The following is a 19,139-nucleotide window of genomic DNA, read 5'->3' on the forward strand; positions in this document are numbered from 1 at the left end:
TGTTTTTTATTGCTTTCTGTACAGTTTTATCGACAAGGGAAAGGTCCTCTGGAAGAATAATATCAGACCACGATAATTTTTGGGAAATGAACTCCATTTTAGAATAACCGGTTAGTTTCTCTACACTTTTACCGATGTAATGTATAGCCCAGGAAGACTCACTCGACACTCTAAAAACAGTTACCGGAAGGCTGTCTATTAGCGAGCTTATCTCCTTTGCTGTTGAATCGTCATCCTCAACTAAATTATTTAAAGAGTTATTTTGCTTGGCATTTCCTAAATCAAGGACTGTTGAAGGCATGTATAATCAATCCCCTAATTATTTATATATTAACTCTAATTATAATTAGTGGAAGTATTTAAAATTATAGGTAAGAGAAAAACCATTACAAATAATGACATTTAAACTATTGGTAACAATTTATTCATTTTAGACAGTAAAAAACAAACCTAACAATTCTGTGATCTAATATTGAAAGTAGCACTTCTTAGAAAAGAAAAATTTGCTGAACACTTTGATTCTTAAACAATTTGTGAACATATTTCAAGAGAATCCCACTCTTCCCGCTTGCAGAGATAAGACTTGATAACTTCAGCCAAATGGAATTTCAAAAAAATAGAGCTCTATAATTGGCAGTGTACTTTATAAATTTTTTGAGCCACATGGATTTAGACTTTTTGAGAGTTAAAAAGCAATTGCATGCTTCCAGGCTGCAATAGAATTAACTAAATTATTTACAGGTCTAGAGATCCTGTCAATTTCCAAAGGGAGGAACAAAATTATTTAAATAAAGTAAAAAATGTATATATCCTTGGTTTCAATGTGAAACTTTATATACATCCAGGTAATCTGTTTCAGAAAAGTATTGTTCAAACTTGGGGTTCTTATGACAAAAGTCGAAAAGGTATTACTGCTACTAAAAAATATGGTGTACGAAAGCACCAGCCCGCAGGAAACTCTCAAGTTCGCTAAGTATTATAGAAGTAAAGGACTCAACGTTCTGGTTATTCTATGGGGACCTATGGGAGTATTACTTGCAAAGAAAGATAAAACTAGAGGGTCACCCAAGTACGATGCCGCGGTTCGGGAATGCATCGAGATGGGAATAGAATTCCGATGCTGCCAGCTGGCCTCAGATATGATCGGCCTTAAGAAGGAAGAATTGATCCCGGGAATTGAGTTTATTTGCTCAAAAGACGTGGCTGAACTTTTTCTGACGTACCGCGAGGAAAACCAGCTGACTATAAACTTCTGAATTTGACAGTTGAGTCAATAATCAACTTAAAAGAATAGTTAATATTCTTTTAAAATCTCTTTCAAAATAATTAATTAGAATTACTTTTTAATGATTGTATTTTTAAATCACTTTTTTAAATCAATTTTTAAAGATTATTTTTCAAAATTACCTTTTAGCCTACATTCGACAGTAAGCACATCCTCACAAATTAATATTTTTGATCGTTATTATTTGTAGATTCAATTGGAAATCAGTCTCATGAGGATTATGCATCTAATGAAATTGTTCATTTATTCAATATTTAATAAATATATATTAAGGATGTCATGGAGAACATTTAGGAGTTTTTAATTTAAATAAAATTCCAAAAATTCTGAGAAAATCGATATCAATAGAAAAATCAAATGGATTTTTACGTTTACATGCCGAAAGCAGGATTCAGGAGCTATTTTTGTAAACGGCTGCTACAAAACAGACAACAATTTTTATGCTTTCCAATATATCTTGATGAACTTTGTAAGGTAGTCTGAAAAACTACTTTTAAGGAATGAATTATATGCTAATATGTAGATATTTAGAGTAAAAATGGATCTTAATATAAAGGCGCCATATTCAAAAGAGCAAAATATTCGAATTAGCGTTTCTTACCGTAACACTATATAAATATTGGTAAAAAAATAAAAAGACCAGCTGGTGATTTCATGTTTTTAAAAGATTATGAACTTGGTGAGGAAGAAAAGCTTCTTTTACAGAAGGTTCTCGATGGGGATATAGCCTTTCGTAAAATTGAAGAGTTTACAGACCCGTCAACAGCCGTAAAAATCCGGCGACTTGCTATTCAGGAATACGCAAAACTCGAATTTGAACATATCCAGAAATTCTCTTTAGACGTGGAAACTGTAACAAAGAAGAATATTGAAAACATGATAGGAGCAGTTCAGATTCCTCTTGGGGTTGCCGGGCTTCTGAAGGTAAACGGAGAATATGCGGACGCTGAATACTATATACCTCTGGCTACAACGGAAGGTGCCCTTGTTGCCAGTGTAAACCGCGGTTGCTCAGTCATCACAAAGTCAGGGGGAGCGAATGTCAGAGTCTTTGAAGATCAAATGACCAGGGCCCCGGTCTTTAAGCTTGAGAACCTTGACAGGACTAAAAAATTTTACGACTGGGTGAAGCGTCCTGAAACTTTCGAGCAGATGAAAGAAGTTGCTGAAAAGACTACCAGGTTTGGAAAACTGCTCTCTGTACAGCCCTTCGTTACCGGAACATATGTCTATCTCAGGTTTTCCTATGATACAAAAGATGCAATGGGCATGAATATGGTGACCATAGCCACAGATGCAGTGATGCACCTCATAGAAGACGAGTTTGGCGCACAACCTGTTACCCTTTCGGGAAATATGTGCACTGACAAAAAACCTGCGTCCATAAGTACCATTCTTGGAAGGGGAAAGACTGTGGTTGCCGAAGTTACCATTCCTCAAGAGATAGTCAAAGAAACCCTCAAGTGTACTCCAGAGTCAATGTTTGAGGTAAATTACAGTAAAAACCTGCTTGGTTCGGCAAGAGCAGGAGCCCTGGGATTTAATGCCCACGCAGCAAACATTATCGCTGCCGTCTACCTTGCCTGCGGGCAGGATGCTGCCCACGTTGTCGAAGGTAGCACTGCAATTACGAGTATGGAACTTACAAAATATGAGGAAATTCACTGCTCTGTAACCCTCCCAGCCCTTCCTGTAGGTACAGTCGGAGGAGGCACTGGCCTTGGAACCCAGAGAGATTGCCTGAATATTCTCGGCGTCGCCGGGGCAGGAGATATCCCTGGAATAAACTCTCGAAAGTTTGCAGAAATTGTAGCCTCTGCCGTACTTGCAGGAGAGATTTCCCTCATAGGGGCTCAGGCTGCCGGACACCTCGCCCGTGCCCATGCCCAGCTCGGCCGTGGAAAGTTCTGAAGCTCCGGAGTCAACTACCCGCTAAATCTAAAGATTTAATGAGTTTCCTGCTGAAGGTTTATGAAAAATACAGGGAAAAACTCAGTCCAATCCACTCAGGAAAAAATAAAACCATAACTTGAACCTGCACCAAAACCCTTTACCGAAGCTAGAAATCCCCTTCCTTAACGAAAGCAGCAGGAAGGGGTGTTACACTTTTCATTTTGTTTAGTGCCGCCCGCATTGCCGCCCGAATTGCGCCTCGGGAGTACGCGGTCCTTTTCGCTGCGCTCAAGAGGACTACTTGATGGATTATAGCAGTGAGCGTAATTCAAGAGGACAAAATTAAAAATGTTTATGACCCGTACAACGTCATTCGCCTTATCGTGTCGTTTTTGTCACGCTCGACGCAGGAGAGCGGCTTTCAGACAAAAAAATAAGACAAAAGACCCTAAGAAAAGCCGTAAAGTAAAAGTAAAGTAAAAAGTAGGGAGATGCAGTCCGAACCGAATTAAAATATACCTGAAAAAGACTCTTTTCCACGTCTGTTTTTATTGATTTTTACTGGAGATTTCAACCTCTTGTTTCTTCTTTTATTTTCTTTCATCTTTTATTTTCTTTCATCTTTTATTTTCTTTCATCTTTTATTTTCTTTCATCTTTTATTTTCTTTCATCTTTTATTTTCTTTCTTCTTTTATTTTCTTTCTTCGGTCTTCTTTTTTGCCGGGCCGCCAGACAAGCTGGCGGAGACTTTTATATTCACCTGCGAATTTAAATTAGGTTGCCGTGGTCAAGGGAATTATTCTCTGTCAAGAGGGGCATTTTTTGATAGAAATTGTTTTCTCTTAAGGTCAACATGAATTTTCCTGTTATCCCCTGTTGTTTTTTCTTGCATGGCTGGCGAGACGGCTTCAGCCCTGCGGGGTGCAGAAAAGAAAAACAAAGATTTCATCTTAAGGATATTTTGAATAACATCCGTTCTGAATAACATCCCTTATGAATAACATCCGTTCTGAATAACATTCCTTCTGAATAACATCCGTTCTGAATAACATCCCTTATGAATAACATCCGTTCTGAATAACATTCCTTCTGAATAACATCCGTTCTGAATAACATCCGTTCTGAATAACATTCCTTCTGAATAACATCCCCCAATTAATAAGGAACCACCACTGTCTACTGGTTAAAGAGTTATTTTCGGAATATTATACATCAGACAATTATTAAATTTTTATGAAAAGTAGAAATACTTATCATGATGTGAATTTATATGCTTGATATGGAGGCAGGTATGAGCAATCCTGTTGATATTCTGGCCTGTGCTGTCACTTCAATAATTTGTTTTATTATATTATATGCTGTGCTCCAGACGGAGATATTGATACTGGGAATTGCTTTAATTGGCTGTATTCTGATTGGAAAAACCTTATATTTATTTTGAAGGTTGAATAATTTTGATTCACACCATTATATTCTTTTCAGCCAGTTCCAATCTCATTTTTTCCAGGAAAAATTACTATCTGAATCTGATCCTCATCTATCCTTTCTTAAAACTGGCTCTGAATGGATCCTGTATTGGCTCTACCTTAGATTTTTTGTTAGCTTGCTTCGCTCTTATTTTAGTTCATCCTCATCCTCATCTTCCTCATTCCAGGTTAATTCCTCCTCTTCGTTTTCAGAAATATAATCACTCAGCGTGAGGAGAATAATTCCAATAAGGACCACAATTGAGGCAATAATTTTGTTAACCGTAATCAGAAGAGCTCCAAGAAGTAGGAGGGAAAAACCCAGCAAAACACCCCGGCCTTTAGCAAAGAAGTCTTTTACTGCATCTTTAGATAACATTTTAGCTATTTCTCCTCTGCAAATATTCTTCAAAAACATTTTATTCTTAGAGACTTTATTTCAGATAAGCAGAATATTTTCAGCTTATGGATTCAGGAAGGAATCTGACAAAAGACCTGCTCCCAACATTATGCTCATCTTTTGTACTCACATGTGAACTTACTTTACTAGTACTTTAATGTCACGTTTTATAACTGATTTGCCACCCATTTTCCGGATCAGGTGCAGAAGCAAGATTATTTAAGGTTTAATATTAATATCTCTTTGGGTTGAAAAGGGTAAAAGCCTGAAAAGGCAGGGGAGAATATAATAAGAAAGGAAACAAAATAAGGGAAATTTCTGTTTTATGGCAATTATTTTAGAGGAGTTACATGCTCCATTTTTTATGCATTCTCATGATTTTTATAAAGTTGTATAAAGTTGTATACAGTTGTATACAGTATTAAACTCACAGTTAAGGAATGTGGGAATTACCTGAGAACTCAAAAAAATAAATAAATTTTGGAGGTTATGTTTCTGGACTATACACTTCGAATAGGGGGAGAGGCCGGGCAGGGGCTGCAGACCATAGGAGGAGCTCTTGCAAAAATATTTTCCCGAACAGGATACCATGTATTTACACACCAGGACTACATGTCCATGGTCCGCGGCGGGCACAACTTTTACCAGATTCGCTTTTCCGACCAGAAGGTATCGGCTTACAGGGATATGGTCGACATTCTTCTCGCCCTTGACCTGAACACGATCGAAATTCACAAAAAAAGCGTAAGAGACGATGGATTTGTACTGTATGACTCCGAGACTATAAAGAAGAAGTTTGAAGGGCCTGAATTTATAGATGTTCCCTTCAAAAAAATAGCCCTTGATGTCGGAAAAAGCAGTATCATGGCAAATACCGTAGCAACCGGGGCGGTGCTTGGCCTTTTTGACCTCGGACTCGAGCGCCTTAAGGAAATCCTGAAAAGCGCTTTCAAGAAAAAAGGAGCCGAGATCATTGAGAAAAACATAGCCTGTGCAAAAGCAGGGTATGACTATGTCCTCTCAAACTGTCCCAGGTGCGAAGCTGTTGAAATCCGGGAGCCGGAAGAAAAAAAACTCATGCTTATAGACGGGATTCAAGCAATCGGGATGGGAGCTCTCATGTCCGGCTGCAAGTTCTATTCTGCATATCCCATGACGCCTTCGACAGGGATTCTGAATTACCTTGCCTCAAAAGCAGAAGAGTTCGGTCTTGTTGTAGAACAGGCTGAAGATGAAATCTCAGCCATAAACATGGCAATAGGCGCTTCTTTTGCAGGCGTAAGGGCAATGACCGGAAGTTCGGGAGGCGGGTTTGCCCTGATGGTAGAAGGGCTCTCCCTGGCAGGAATAACCGAAACCCCGATTGTGATTGCAGAAATACAGCGTCCCGGACCGGCTACGGGTTTACCCACTCGCACCGAACAGGCGGACCTGCTTTTCATATTATACGCAGGGCACGGAGAGTTTCCAAAGGTTGTCTTTGAGCCCGGGACCCCAGAACAGGCATTTTATCTCACTAACAGGGCTTTCGAACTTGCAGAGAAATACCAGATCCCTGTATTTATCCAGTCCGACCAGTACCTTGGGGATACCGAGTGGACCTTTGAAAACTTTGACGTTGAGCACCTGATCTACAATGATTACCGGCTGAGGGAAAAAGACCTGGAAGGGGTAGAGGAGTACAAACGCTACAAATATTCGGATACAGGGATTTCCCTGCTTGCAGTCCCCGGAGAATCTGGAAAGCACCTTGTCGTAGCTGACAGCGATGAGCACGACGAAGAAGGGCATATTATAGAGGACGCTGAAACCCGCATCAAAATGGTCCGGAAACGGCTGCTGAAAAAAATGCCGCTTATAAAAAAAGAAATAGAAGCCCCGTTGTTGTATGGAGATCCTTCTCCTGAAATCGTGCTTGTAGGGCATGGCTCAACTTACGGCGTGATGAAAGAAGTAGTGGATATCCTCTCTAAGGACAGGAAGATTGCTATGATGCATTTCAGCCAGATCTACCCGCTTTCCGAAAGGGATAGGTTCGATTATATAGAACTTCTTGAGAAGGCAAAGCTTGCCATCTCTATAGAAAACAATGCCATGGGCCAGTTTGCAAAGCTCATAAGAGCCGAAACGGGATTTGAATTTACCCACCAGATCTTAAAGTACGATGGAAGGCCGTTTACCATTGAAAACCTGAAGGAGGAAGTAGATGCCTACCTCTGAAGACTATAAAGGCCAGGTCCCTGCCTGGTGCCCAGGATGTGGAAATTTCCAGATCCTCTCAACTATCAAGCAAGCACTTGTCGAACTTGGCATTGAGCCCTGGGAAGTCCTGCTGGTCTCGGGAATAGGCCAGAGTGGAAAACTGCCCCACTACATGAAGTGCCACACCTTCAACGGGCTGCACGGCAGGACTCTGCCTGTCGCAACAGCTGCAAAACTTGCCAACCATCCCCTGCACGTGATTGCAGTTGCCGGAGATGGGGACTGTTACGGGGAAGGAGGAAACCATTTTCTCCATGCCATCCGCAAGAACCCGAATATCACCCTTTTCGTGCACGACAACCAGATCTATGGGCTTACCAAAGGGCAAGCCTCGCCCACTACAGCCAGGGGAACTCACACAAAAATCCAGCCTTACGGGGTCCCTTCTGAACCCCTCAATCCTCTTGCGATGGCAATTTCTCTTGACTGCAGCTTCGTAGCCAGAGGTTTTGCTGGAAACCAGGAACACCTGAAAGAGCTGATGAAGGCGGCTATCACACACAAAGGCTTTTCCCTGCTTGATATTCTTCAACCCTGTGTCACTTTTAATAAAGTGAATACCTTCAAGTGGTACAGGGACAGAGTTTACAAACTCGAAGAAGAATATGACCCTTACAACCGCGTAAAAGCGTTTGAGCGGTCTCTTGAATGGGGAGACAAAATCCCGAACGGCATATTTTACAAAAACGATAAAGAAACACTGGAGGAAATGGTGCCGACAATTCGTAAAGAGCCCCTCGTGAGGCAAAAGTTTTCAATCGAAGCCGTAAAGCATGAGATTGAAAAATTTTATTAAAAAACCTCACTTACTTTCTTTTTATTAGTTGGATCAGTCAAATATTTTTTATATACACTATTTAAACACATTCGAATATTTTTTATAGATCATGCTTAAAATCAGTCAAAAATTATTTTTAGAAATTATTTAAAACTCAGTTAGATATTCTACTTTTCCCTCAAAACACTCTGCCTGCAGCTCTGTGATTTTTATTATATCTTTATATTTTTAAATAAACACTAATATATAAACTTTGTAATTTTTTGGCAAAGGTTAATAAATTAAAAGGTTCTAGTATCTGTTGTAAAATACTAAGTATGTATATGGGGGGTCATTAACCGGGAACCATAGGTCTCAGCTCCTGAGCAGATAGCTCATATAGCAAATTAGAATTAAAAAATATCAAGTGTCATGACCTGGAAAATGGAGCCTTGTGACTTTTCTATATACTTTTCATAGATAAATAAATTATGGAGTGAAAATCGAATGAAAGGAATTTTTAACATCTTTAGAAAAGACGAGAAAGCCTTTACAGGGTTGGAATCTGCAATCGTGCTGACCGCTTTCGTAGTGGTGGCAGCAGTATTCTCCTATGTAGTTCTCGGGGCTGGGTTTACAACCTCCGATACCGCCAAGAAAGCCATTGACGAGGGTGTCAAACAGACTACTTCCTCCGTTGAGCTTGCAGGCGACGTGATCGCAAAAGGTACTACTGGAAATTCCCCCGATGTAGATAACTTAACTGTTACCCTTCAACTCACAGCAGGCCAGTCCCCGGTGGATATAGGAGCAGCCAATAGTTCAGGACTGATGATTGTATCCTACACTGACAACTCGACCTATGTTCCGGACGTAAATTGGACATCGACCTTCATCGGAGCCAACGACAGAGATACTGTGCTGGAACAGCACGAAAAAGTGGAACTCACCATCATTGTCCCTAATCCCTCAATGCTGAAAGGGACTAAAACTCAAGTGGTTAACAGAGAGTTTAGGATTGAACTGAAACCGAGTGTCGGTGCAATCGTGCCTGTCACCAGAATTACGCCTCCGCAGATAGACAATGTCATGAACCTGAAGTAACCCCTAAATCTTTAGGGGTTACTTCACCCCTCTTTTACTGTTACTAAAACGGGAAAATTTATCTTCGTTTTCAGGTGATCAGTATGGAACTGGACAAAAGAGTAAACGAAATTGAAACCGAACTGAAAATAATGAAAGGGGTGATTAAGGAGTTGCTTGTGGACATAAGGGATCTGGTAAACAAAAGTGAAAATCCTTTCTGCAGCATCCCGAGCCTTGAATCACTGAAGATTGAGGTACCGGAAAAAGGGGAGTCTGTAAATAACCAGTCAACTAAGACTGGCAATGAAGAAAACGGACTCGAGCCCAATGCAGAAGTTTCAGATTTAGGGGATCAAATAGTAAAAAACAGTGAAAACGTCTTGAAATCCCCCGGATCCAGCCAGGAAAATCCTGTACAGAATATCCCGATACCCGCCCAACCCAGCCAGGAAAATCCTGTGCAGAATACCCCGATAAAAGAAATTAACATGCCTGAACCTGAAAAACTCAGAAAAATTGACACATTCATGCTTGTCGAGCTTATGCGGTGGGTGGATTATGCTGTCAGAACAATAGGACACAGCAACCTCGAAGAATTGCTGAACCTCTATACTATTACCGGACATCTCCCTGAAGAGACAAAAGGGATTATTGAAAACATTGCAAACCTTTCAATTGAAGAGCCCGCAGGAGAAGACAGGGTCAGCATGAAGGACAACATCATGGTGCTTTCGCAGTTGAGCGCTATCTTGAGCCCGGAAGAATTCAGAAAGAATATCCCGCAGCTTTATGAAACCTCTTCAAGCTGGAAAGAAAAAGAAAACGAGAAGAAAGCAGGGCTGGTCTTCAACTGAGTTTGAAGTTAGAAAGAACTGAAAGTTGAAACCAGCTGTTCATCCTCATTAACAGTATCATTTGAAATAATATCATTTGACACAATTTAATCTCATAATACATTAACCAAACTTAATATCATCATTAACCAGTTTGAGAAACCGTTTAGTCAGAAATTGACATCAACTTATCCGGTTTGAAAAGACTGGAAAATAAAGCGAGGGTCGAAAAATGAGTGGGGAATCGATAGGCTCTGCAATTCTAACAATAGCATCCGTTATCTGTGCATTTTCGTTTGCTTCAGTTGCATATCCCTCGGTTATCTCTGCAGGAGACCCGATAATGAGCCGTACGGACTCTATGGGAGACCAGATCCTGACAGATATGGAAATCCTGCATGAAACTACCGGGGCTGAAGGTACCGAGATTCATGTCTGGATAAAGAATGTGGGATGCAAGGGAATATCTTCAGGCACGATCCCTGAATCTGACCTCTTTTTCGGAGAGATAGGGAACTTTGAGCGCATACCCTATGATGAAACCGGAAATCTGACTCCGGGTTGGAGCTACCTTATCGAACAGAATGGGGACGATAACTGGGATAAAGGAGAGACTCTCCGCATAAAAATTAAACCTGTAGATTTGCCTGTTACAGGAGATAAATACTTTATCAAGTTCAGTACATACAACGGGGTTTCTGAAGAGGCCTATTTCACGGTGTCATAATGGGATTCGGGTCAATAATTGCAGCAATGATCTCGGTTGCAATCATCCTCCTGGCATCGTATGTCTGCTCGAATGGGGGGTTCTACATGGCAGACGGACTCGCTAATTCAGTCATTGATATGCAGGAAAACAAGAACGAAATGTTAAAAACGGAAATAGAGATTACAGGTATCTCAACTGACATGGCAAATATGACAGTTCAGGCATCCCTGCAAAACACAGGCTCGACAAAAATCGGGGACTTCACTTACATGGACGTTATCGTTACCTATCAAAATGAATCAGGTGACATGAAGACGATTTGGATCCCTTATCAGGAAGGTGAAATCCCTTCAAATGACAGGTGGACAAAAATGGATATCGTTCCTGACCTGATAAACCCGGGAATTCTTGACCCGGGAGAGAGAATGGAATTGCAGATCAGGCTGGATGCCTCAGACCCACCTGGGAGCTCCACCGCAAACTGGCTTCTGGTAGCTGCCCCCAATGGGATAAAGGCTTCACGGTATTTCAGTGGATAATACTTCAGAGGATAATATTTCAGTAGATAATATTTCAGTAGATAATATTTCAGTAGATAATATTTCAGTGGATAATTACGTATCAAGGAAGATCCTGATAAGCAAGTAAACGGAACAAATGGATACGGATACTAAAAAATCAGGGGATTTGTGGGAGAATCCCGGAGAAGGGGGGAGAGAAATGGAAGGAAATAAGGACGACGAAGCACTGTTTGAAAAAGAGTCGTTCGAGGAAGAAGTATTCAGCGACCTGAAAGAAGAAGAAGAAGAAGAAAAAGCATCATTGGAGTTCATATCTACCGGAAACATGGAAATAGACAGGAAACTGGAGGGAGGCATTCCTACAGGTTCGCTTTGCCTGCTGGAAGGAGGAAACGATAGTGGGAAGTCTATTTTACTACAGCAAATAATGTGGGGAGCTCTGAACGAGGATAAAAGAGTTCTTGCTTTAACAACGGAAAAGACCTCAAAGGAACTTCTAAACCAGATGGAAAGCCTGAAGCTCGGGATTTCGGACTATTTCATAATTGGAAGATCAAAAATATTTGAAATTAATGCAAGCTATGTTGAGGAAAATCCCCAATTGAGCGAAAGCCTGCTTCTGGTACTTCTGGAATGTATAAAAAGATGCGATGAAGAACTGATCCTTATAGATTCCCTGACGATCTTTGCGGTGAACGCTTCGGAAAATGCAGTGTTAAATTTCTTTACTGAATGCGTAAAGCTGTGCGATAGGGGAAAGACCATTCTTATTAGCGTGCACGGGTATGCATTTTCCCAGGTAGTGCTTTACAGGCTAAGGTCAGTTTGCAGTGCCTGCCTTGAACTCAGGATAGAACAGGTTGGAGACCAGAGGGTAAAAACTATGGAAATCCAGAAACTGAGGGGGGCAAAGAAAAATACCGGAAATATGGTGAGTTTTAATGTGGACAGTGAGTTTGGACTGAAGATCATTCCGGTTTCAAAGGTAAAAGCCTGAAAAAAAGAAAAAGCCGGAAAGATGGTAATCAGAAAAAAAACCGGAAAGATGGCAATAGGAAAAAAACCCGAATGAGGATTCTAGATGGAAGCTCTGCCTTTTGACCCGTTGCCTACACCAGAGAACGGGGGGCGTTCCAGAGAAGAAATGTACTCCAGCCTTTCTCCAGAAATGCAGGAGTTCGTTGGCAGAGAAGAAAACCATCATATCCTTGATTATATCTGCAGGCTTCCAACGGAAAAAATAGGATTTCCGGAATTTTATCCCAAAATTTCGAGATCCATGAAAAGCATCAAACGTCCTAACCTGATCTATCCTACCGGAAAAGGACTTGCCGTCCATATATACCCGGATAAGGAGGATGTAAGAAACTATTACATTCCCCTGGAACCCTGCCTTTTCCAGAAACTTGACAGGAAACTGGAGGAAGTTGAAAAGTTACTCATTGACGTGATATATGACCAGGATATTACTACAAAAGATCCTGAAGAGAAAAAGGAGCTCCTCGCGAAAGCCCTTGAAAAAGTCTGCGACGTAAGAGAGGATTTAAAGGAAAATTCCGGGAGATCGGAAGGAAAAAACGAGGGAAAAAGAAAAGTTTCAGGGCAGGAAAAAACTTCCCCTGGAGAAGGAAGTAACAGCCAAAAACCCGGAATTTTTGGAAACCTGAAGGAAGCCGGCAAATCATTCAAAATTAGAAAACTGCAGAAAATTTCCTTAACGCCTGAGGAATTCAGGGCGATCAAATACCTGATGCTAAGGGACAAGGTGGGGATGGGAGTGCTCGAACCTTTACTTCTCGACTCAAATATAGAAGACATAAGCTGCAGTGGGCTTGGCAGGGTCTTTATTGAGCATAAGGTGTTCTCGTCTCTTAAAACAACAATCTCATTTGAGGAAAACGAAGAACTCAATTCTTTTGTTATACAGATGTCCGAAAAAGTAGGAAAGCCAATTACATACAGGGACCCGATAGTCGATACTGCTCTTCTGGACGGATCAAGGATTAATATCGTATTCGGAGAAGACGTGTCAAAGCAGGGGAGCAATTTTACCATCAGGAAATTTATGGGGGTCCCTATTTCAATCCTTGAACTTATTGATTTCGGAACACTTGACTACACAATGGCTGCATACATGTGGATGATGCTTAGGGCAGGAATGAACTGCTTCGTTTCAGGGGAAACAGCATCCGGAAAGACCACAATGATGAACGCAGTGACCGCTTTTCTTCCACCGGAGTCCAAAATAGTCTCTATTGAAGACACCCCGGAACTGCAGGTCCCTCATAAGAACTGGACCCGGGAGGTTACGAGAAGTACAAGGGATGACAGCGGATCTGATGTCTCTATGTTTGACCTGTTAAAGGCAGCCCTGCGCCAGCGTCCAAATGAGATTATGATAGGAGAGATTCGTGGGGTTGAAGGAAATATCGCTTTTCAGGCAATGCAGACAGGACACCCTGTAATGTCCACGTTCCATGCCGCCTCAGTTGAGAAACTTATCCAGAGACTGACAGGCGACCCGATAAGTGTTCCCAAAAATTATGTGGATAACCTGAACGTGGTTATTATCCAGAGTGCTGTAAACGTTCCGGGAAAAGGGATGGGAAGAAGAGTCCTGAGCATAAACGAAATCGTAGGCTACGACTCAGAGAGCCAATCTTTTAATTTTATGGACATATTCAAATGGGACCCTGCTACAGATACATTCAAGTTCACCGGGAAAAACAACTCTTACCTGCTGGAAAATAAAATTGCCCCTCGCCTGGGGATTCCTGAAAACCAGGTTAGAAGAATTTATTCAGAACTTGACAGAAGGTCAAAAATACTAAAGAAAGTCCACCAGGCCGGCATTACCAATTTTTACGATCTGTTCAACACCCTGATCCGGCTTGAGGAAGCGGGGCTAACAGCATGACTTTCGCGCAGATAGTTCCAAACTTAAAACTGAATGCTGCAAAACAGGGAGTTGAAGGATACTTTAACCTCGCCAAAAAACTGAAAGACACTAACGTTATTGAAAGAGTCAATGATGATATGCTCTTCCTGCTAACATATATGGCTGCAATTTCAACTGCGGATATCGAAAGGAACAAGATCTTTAATTATGCAGGAAGCCAGAAGGAGTATGAAGCTTCGAAATACTTTAAACAGATCTATATCCTTGCCTCAAAATGGGGATATGAGTATGCAAAAGCCTGCAAGTATATTTCTCAGAAATTGAAGGATGCCTATCTTGCAAAACTATTCGGCAGGATGGCAAATATCCTTTCTTCCGGAGAGCCTGAGAAAAACTTTCTGAAACAGGAACAAATCACAACGGCCGAGATCTACTCTAACGAGTACGAGAGATGTATTGAATCCCTTAAAAAATGGACCGACGGCTATACTGCCCTGATGGTGTCTGTAAACCTCGTTGTTACCATAATCCTTGTTTCGGTCATGATCTATCAGATAGGAAATATAGAAACAATTGCATCCCTGATTATATTGTTAACTCTTACCATATGCGGGGTTGCCCTGTACATTATATACAAGTCAGCTCCTGCCGAAAAAAAGGTACATGCCCTTAGCCGTAAATCAAAGGAACAGAAGCAAATCAGATTCTTGAGCCGGATTCTGCTCCCTATCGGTGCGGTTTCTCTTATTGTTCTCATTTTGTTAGGGACAGAACTGAAATTTATCCTGATTGGAGTGACCTTCTTTACACTTCCGATAGGCGTCCTTGCTATAATTGACGACCGGAAAATCGGTGAACGAGATGCCAGTTTTCCTGCTTTTGTAAAGACATTGGGGACCCTTGCAGGAACAACGGGAATCACTATAAGGAGTGCAATGGAAGACCTTGACATGGAAACTATCGGCTGTCTCAAGCCTGGAGTTGAAGAGCTGTACATGGGTCTTTCTATGGGGCTTAAGTCCAGGCTTTGCTGGGATAAATTCATAGGGGAAACAGGCTCCGAACTGATCAACAGGTGCTCAAGGATCTTTACCGATGCAATCGACCTGGGGGGTAATCCAGCTGAGATAGGGGACATAGTTTCGACATCAAGCCTGGCAATTGTCCTCCTGAGAATGAAACGGCAGCTGGTCAGTTCCGGCTTCAAGGGACTTGCAATAATCCTGCATGCTGTGATGGTTGGGCTTCTGATCTTTGTACTGGAGATAATTTCCACATTCGGTGGGCTCGTCTCCGAGATGAGCGAATCTTTGGACGGCGGGATGAATGGGATGCCCGGAATAGGAATGAGTATGTTCAATATGACCGAAAGTTTACCCACGCTCTATAAATTAACTTTTTCCGTGATAATTATTCTTACGATTTCAAACGCTCTCGTAGTAAAGATTGTGGAAGGCGGAGGAAATTCTAAACTTTTTTTCTATGGGGGCCTGATGTCCGGAATTTCGGGGCTTTGTATGATCATTATCCCTCCTGTTGTATCGAGGGTATTCACATTTGAGATCTGAAAGAAGTTTTCAGTTGAGAAAGATATTTTCAGTTAGAGTAGAAAGAAAAGTATCGGAAGACAGTTTAGAAACAAGAATAAATCAGACTTTGTGGGAGGTAATAGGATGAACAGTTTAAAAGATATAAAGATAGACGGATTAAAAGAACTTAGAGAAAGTGGATTAAAAGGTTTGAAAATGAGTGGCTTAAAGGATTTAATACTCAAACCAAAAACAGCTGATGTGAATCTCGAAAAAGATGTCAAATATATGGATGATTTGACAAAAAATAAAGATCAGGTTAAGAGAAAAATAATAAAGCTAATAAAAGAAAAAAGGGAGCTTGAAGCCCGCATTGATCTGATCCAGAAAGCAGGAAACGAAAAAAGTGAAGAAATATCAGAATTACCCTGGCGGGAAGAAATTTTCCCTCCACTCCCCAGAAAAGTACGTGTAAAAATATCCGAGCTTTCAGAAGTCAAAAAAGGTTATTTACATGTGGAAAATTCCGGATTTTCAACGGTAAAAGTTAGTGGAATGGAGATGGAGGTTAAAGGAATAGATGAAAAATCTGAAGATAAAGCACTTGAAGGAAAAACATCTGAAGATGTAATACATTACACTAGCCAAACTACTATAGTAAATGATGCCGAAAAAGCAGACCCAAAAAGTGGAACTGGTGAAATAAATAAGGGTAAAAATGTTCCGGAGAAGGCAGAACAAATAAAAACCACATATCCTTTCTCAGAAGAGAAAGTGAAAGAAAATAAAGTTTCCAGTGGGAATTCCAGCGAAAGTCCCATTGAGAAGAGCAAGCCTGAAAGCAAAAACAACCCTACAGCGAGTCTTTTTGGGGATAGCCTGATTGAAGATCTGCTGAATAGTGATGATCTAAACCCTGAAGAGGAGCAGGGTTTTATGAAATATCTGGAAGAACAGGAAGTGGGAGAGCTAATTACGGATTTAAAAAATGTACGGGCTCTCCTGGCTCGGGCAGAACATGTAGGGTAAATTAGTGAGAAAGTAAACTACCCGCTAAATCTAAAGATTTGAGATTATGCCAAGTTTAAAGAGTATAAACATTTGTACACAAATCCTCAAGGTAACAGGATATACGGTTACCGGACAAAACATGTGTTTTTTGGACAGGAATTTACAACTCTTGTTCTCTACAATGAAGCCTCATACAAAAAACAGATGAAAAGCCACGAAGAAAGAAAGGCAAAGATCTGGGAAAAACTAACGGACCTGAAAATAAGACTGGAGAGCAACAGGGGAAAAGAAAGGGATAAAAGCAGTGTTGAGAGGGAAATTAATGATATTATTCACAAAGATTTCAGGGCATTATTTGGGTATAAAGTTGGAGAAGTACCACCAGGAAAGAAAAAGCCGACTTTAGACATATGGACTAAAAAAGAACTGGATTTTGTTATCCTTGAATTTGGGGTTCAGAGGGCTGATTCTCAAGAAATAAGGTAAAAAGATCCTGAATATTTCTTATTCTGATTGGAAATTACTTTTTCATTTTTTATAGTTGTTTACACTTTAAGGACAGCAATGTTTATGGTTAAAATATTGCGTTCCTGGTGAAGTCTTGAAAATTGTGATAAGTTCGAGAACTAGACGTAATATAAAATTAAAGTGATAAATAGAAAAAATCCCCGTTATATTGGAAAAGTTCCCTTTATATATTAAAAGGTTGTATATTTGTTGATTTATAATTATTTTTATTGCAAATATCCAAAATCCGCACGGGGGGATTTAGATGAAAGAAATGACATGTGGTAAAACACACAGAGGGCATGCCCTCATAACAGTTTTAGGAGTAACGACGCTGGCGCTTTTAATGCTGGCAAATATCGCAGGCGCCGCGCCATTTGCATATATTTCGAACTACGGTGACAACACAGTCTCTGTAATTGACACAGCCACAGATACTGTTACAGCCACGATACCTGTAGGACTCAATCCTAAAGGAGTGGCAGTCAGTCCAGATGAATCAAAAGTATATGTGGTGAACGAAAAAGACGGTACTGTCTCTGTAATTAACACGTCCACTAACACTGTTATGTCCATTGTGCCTGTAGGAGACGGGCCTTTAGGAGTTGCAGTCACCCCCAATGGATCAAAGGTATACGTAACGAACTATAAAAGCAGCACTACCTCGGTGATTGACACGTCTACTAACACTGTTACAGCCACGGTGCCTGTAGGATCCTTGCCTTACGGAGTTGCAGTCAACCCGGATGGGACAAAGGTATATGTGGCAAACGCTGCCAGTAGCACGGTTTATGTAATTGACACAGAAACAAACAATGTAACATCCATTGTGCCTGTGATGGGCGCTCCGGACGGAATTGCAGTCACCCCTGATGGAACAAAAGTATATGTGGCGAATAACGAGAGCAACATCGTCTCTGTAATTAACACGTCCACTAATACTGTTACAGCCACTGTGCCTGTAGGAATCTGGCCCTATGGAATTGCAATCACCCCGGATGGATCAAAGGTATATGTGTCAAACTGTTACAGCAACACTACTTCCGTAATTGACACGTCTACTAACACTGTTACAGCCACTGTGCCTGTTGGATTGTATCCCACCGGAATTGCAGTTACCCCTGATGGAACAAAAGTATATGTGGCAGACACCAATATCTCTATAATTAACACGTCTACCAACACTGTTACAGCCACTGTGCCTGTAGGATCCTTGCCTTATGCCTTAGGGAAGTTTATAGGAGATCCAGTAACAATAACCACCATAGGAGAGCCAGTAACAGTAACCACCATAGGAGAGCCAGTAACAGTAACCACCCCCACAACAGCCACGGAGACCTATTGTAAGGAAGTTAATGATTATCTACCAAAGTATGCCGATGGCGTTGTTCTTAATATAATAAACAAAATTGGTAGTGATATCCTCGTAGTTTGGACGAAGGCAGATTCCAAAAAACCCGTTTTCAAAGTGAATGTCCCCACCGGGCAAACCCGCACAGTTACAACTCCTGCAGGTAATTTTGATGAATATATCAGAACAGGATGTTTATGGTACCGTGTAATCCAAACTAATGATGAACACACTCAGTTGAAATCTGGTTATAAGTACACTGTTACATACTATTGGGGATCTAATGGAACCGGGCTTACACCAATCCCTGATAGCGAAGTTCCGGAAATCTGATACAAAGCTTAATTCATTGATTCTCGGCTAAGGAATATTCTTGCTTGAAGGGTGTCGATCATCTAAGAAATCATCAGGAATCGTCTGCAGATTTTGCCTTCATTACCTGAAATCGGCACCTTCTTCCAGCACAGAGATGGATTGAAAAAAAATAGATCTTCATCTGGGTAGCCTATTGCACACCAATTGAGAGCCCATTCTCCAGGAGAAAGTTGCTTTTCTGACAAGCTACTCCTGTGTTTCCGGGTCATGTAGAACACAAACATCTTACTCTTTTAAGTTATGGAGTTTGCCCG

The 19,139-nt window shown here is 41.0% G+C and carries 17 protein-coding genes and 1 pseudogene; 15 read left to right on the plus strand and 3 right to left on the minus strand.

Annotated elements, in window-relative coordinates; genetic code table 11:
• A partial coding sequence (locus PHF18_RS13290) for a PAS domain-containing protein (RefSeq protein WP_300103649.1) occupies positions 1-301 on the minus strand: 301 nt, incomplete at its 3' end.
• 586 nt (positions 302-887) lie between these two features.
• Between PHF18_RS13290 and PHF18_RS13295 the strand changes: the two genes are divergently transcribed.
• Complete coding sequence (locus PHF18_RS13295; protein ID WP_300103651.1) at positions 888-1,256, plus strand: DsrE family protein; 369 nt, start codon at positions 888-890, stop codon at positions 1,254-1,256.
• 683 nt (positions 1,257-1,939) lie between these two features.
• A complete protein-coding gene (gene hmgA, locus PHF18_RS13300) occupies positions 1,940-3,196 on the plus strand; it encodes a hydroxymethylglutaryl-CoA reductase (NADPH) (RefSeq protein ID WP_300103653.1) in 1,257 nt (418 codons plus the stop codon).
• A 779-nt stretch (positions 3,197-3,975) separates the two neighbouring features.
• On the opposite strand, the gene PHF18_RS13305 is transcribed toward hmgA, so the two are convergent.
• Entirely contained in the window at positions 3,976-4,128 is a 153-nt protein-coding gene (locus tag PHF18_RS13305) for a hypothetical protein (protein WP_300103655.1), read from the minus strand.
• Positions 4,129-4,449: 321 nt separating this feature from the next.
• Here PHF18_RS13305 and PHF18_RS13310 point away from each other — a divergent pair, with 321 nt between their 5' ends.
• The gene (locus PHF18_RS13310; protein ID WP_300103656.1) at positions 4,450-4,620 is read left to right on the plus strand and encodes a hypothetical protein; all 171 of its coding nucleotides are present in this window, start codon (positions 4,450-4,452) and stop codon (positions 4,618-4,620) included.
• Between the two features lie 173 nt (positions 4,621-4,793).
• Here the strand turns inward: PHF18_RS13310 and PHF18_RS13315 are convergent, their stop codons facing one another.
• The gene (locus PHF18_RS13315; RefSeq protein ID WP_300103658.1) at positions 4,794-5,057 is read right to left on the minus strand and encodes a hypothetical protein; all 264 of its coding nucleotides are present in this window, start codon (positions 5,055-5,057) and stop codon (positions 4,794-4,796) included.
• A 477-nt stretch (positions 5,058-5,534) separates the two neighbouring features.
• Here PHF18_RS13315 and PHF18_RS13320 point away from each other — a divergent pair, with 477 nt between their 5' ends.
• The 12 genes and pseudogenes from PHF18_RS13320 to PHF18_RS13375 all read left to right on the plus strand — a co-directional run bounded on the left by PHF18_RS13320 (position 5,535) and on the right by PHF18_RS13375 (position 18,843).
• Positions 5,535-7,265 carry a 2-oxoacid:acceptor oxidoreductase subunit alpha gene (locus PHF18_RS13320; RefSeq protein WP_300103660.1) on the plus strand — a complete coding sequence of 577 codons (1,731 nt, stop codon included), beginning with the start codon at positions 5,535-5,537 and terminating at the stop codon, positions 7,263-7,265.
• A complete protein-coding gene (locus PHF18_RS13325) occupies positions 7,252-8,103 on the plus strand; it encodes a 2-oxoacid:ferredoxin oxidoreductase subunit beta (protein WP_300103662.1) in 852 nt (283 codons plus the stop codon). The genes PHF18_RS13320 and PHF18_RS13325 overlap by 14 nt, the downstream gene beginning before the upstream one ends.
• Before the next feature lie 468 nt (positions 8,104-8,571).
• On the plus strand, positions 8,572-9,168 hold the full coding sequence (locus PHF18_RS13330; protein ID WP_300103664.1) for an archaellin/type IV pilin N-terminal domain-containing protein: 597 nt from the start codon (positions 8,572-8,574) through the stop codon (positions 9,166-9,168).
• An 83-nt stretch (positions 9,169-9,251) separates the two neighbouring features.
• Entirely contained in the window at positions 9,252-10,004 is a 753-nt protein-coding gene (locus PHF18_RS13335) for a hypothetical protein (RefSeq protein ID WP_300103666.1), read from the plus strand.
• Between the two features lie 211 nt (positions 10,005-10,215).
• Positions 10,216-10,710 (plus strand): hypothetical protein, encoded by a 495-nt coding sequence (locus PHF18_RS13340; protein WP_300103668.1) that lies wholly within the window; start codon positions 10,216-10,218, stop codon positions 10,708-10,710.
• A complete protein-coding gene (locus PHF18_RS13345) occupies positions 10,710-11,231 on the plus strand; it encodes a hypothetical protein (RefSeq protein ID WP_300103670.1) in 522 nt (173 codons plus the stop codon). The genes PHF18_RS13340 and PHF18_RS13345 overlap by 1 nt, the downstream gene beginning before the upstream one ends.
• Positions 11,232-11,412: 181 nt before the next feature.
• Positions 11,413-12,210, plus strand: coding sequence for an ATPase domain-containing protein (locus PHF18_RS13350; protein ID WP_300103671.1), 798 nt, complete (start codon positions 11,413-11,415; stop codon positions 12,208-12,210).
• Between the two features lie 84 nt (positions 12,211-12,294).
• Positions 12,295-14,130: a type II/IV secretion system ATPase subunit gene (locus PHF18_RS13355; RefSeq protein ID WP_300103673.1), complete on the plus strand. Its 1,836-nt coding sequence runs from the start codon at positions 12,295-12,297 to the stop codon at positions 14,128-14,130.
• Entirely contained in the window at positions 14,127-15,680 is a 1,554-nt protein-coding gene (flaJ, locus tag PHF18_RS13360) for an archaellar assembly protein FlaJ (protein WP_300103676.1), read from the plus strand. Before PHF18_RS13355 ends, flaJ begins: the two co-directional genes overlap by 4 nt.
• 105 nt (positions 15,681-15,785) lie before the next feature.
• Positions 15,786-16,670 (plus strand): hypothetical protein, encoded by an 885-nt coding sequence (locus PHF18_RS13365; RefSeq protein ID WP_300103679.1) that lies wholly within the window; start codon positions 15,786-15,788, stop codon positions 16,668-16,670.
• Between the two features lie 60 nt (positions 16,671-16,730).
• Positions 16,731-17,057 (plus strand): annotated as a pseudogene (locus tag PHF18_RS13370) (IS1634 family transposase); the annotation flags it as partial.
• Positions 17,058-17,424: 367 nt separating this feature from the next.
• Positions 17,425-18,843, plus strand: a complete 1,419-nt coding sequence (locus PHF18_RS13375; RefSeq protein WP_300103681.1) for a YncE family protein — start codon at positions 17,425-17,427, stop codon at positions 18,841-18,843.
• Positions 18,844-19,139: the final 296 nt, after the last annotated feature.

The organism is Methanosarcina sp. (genome assembly GCF_028693135.1).
Lineage (GTDB): Archaea > Halobacteriota > Methanosarcinia > Methanosarcinales > Methanosarcinaceae > Methanosarcina.

Bases quoted from the DNA above. Each gene is read 5' to 3' on its own strand.
- PHF18_RS13295 (WP_300103651.1), top strand. From the start codon at position 888: ATGACAAAAGTCGAAAAGGTATTACTGCTACTAAAAAATATGGTGTAC.
- hmgA (WP_300103653.1), top strand. From the start codon at position 1,940: ATGTTTTTAAAAGATTATGAACTTGGTGAGGAAGAAAAGCTTCTTTTA.
- PHF18_RS13305 (WP_300103655.1), bottom strand. From the start codon at position 4,128: ATGAAATCTTTGTTTTTCTTTTCTGCACCCCGCAGGGCTGAAGCCGTC.
- PHF18_RS13310 (WP_300103656.1), top strand. From the start codon at position 4,450: ATGCTTGATATGGAGGCAGGTATGAGCAATCCTGTTGATATTCTGGCC.
- PHF18_RS13320 (WP_300103660.1), top strand. From the start codon at position 5,535: ATGTTTCTGGACTATACACTTCGAATAGGGGGAGAGGCCGGGCAGGGG.
- PHF18_RS13325 (WP_300103662.1), top strand. From the start codon at position 7,252: ATGCCTACCTCTGAAGACTATAAAGGCCAGGTCCCTGCCTGGTGCCCA.
- PHF18_RS13330 (WP_300103664.1), top strand. From the start codon at position 8,572: ATGAAAGGAATTTTTAACATCTTTAGAAAAGACGAGAAAGCCTTTACA.
- PHF18_RS13335 (WP_300103666.1), top strand. From the start codon at position 9,252: ATGGAACTGGACAAAAGAGTAAACGAAATTGAAACCGAACTGAAAATA.
- PHF18_RS13340 (WP_300103668.1), top strand. From the start codon at position 10,216: ATGAGTGGGGAATCGATAGGCTCTGCAATTCTAACAATAGCATCCGTT.
- PHF18_RS13345 (WP_300103670.1), top strand. From the start codon at position 10,710: ATGGGATTCGGGTCAATAATTGCAGCAATGATCTCGGTTGCAATCATC.
- PHF18_RS13350 (WP_300103671.1), top strand. From the start codon at position 11,413: ATGGAAGGAAATAAGGACGACGAAGCACTGTTTGAAAAAGAGTCGTTC.
- PHF18_RS13355 (WP_300103673.1), top strand. From the start codon at position 12,295: ATGGAAGCTCTGCCTTTTGACCCGTTGCCTACACCAGAGAACGGGGGG.
- flaJ (WP_300103676.1), top strand. From the start codon at position 14,127: ATGACTTTCGCGCAGATAGTTCCAAACTTAAAACTGAATGCTGCAAAA.
- PHF18_RS13365 (WP_300103679.1), top strand. From the start codon at position 15,786: ATGAACAGTTTAAAAGATATAAAGATAGACGGATTAAAAGAACTTAGA.
- PHF18_RS13375 (WP_300103681.1), top strand. From the start codon at position 17,425: ATGAAAGAAATGACATGTGGTAAAACACACAGAGGGCATGCCCTCATA.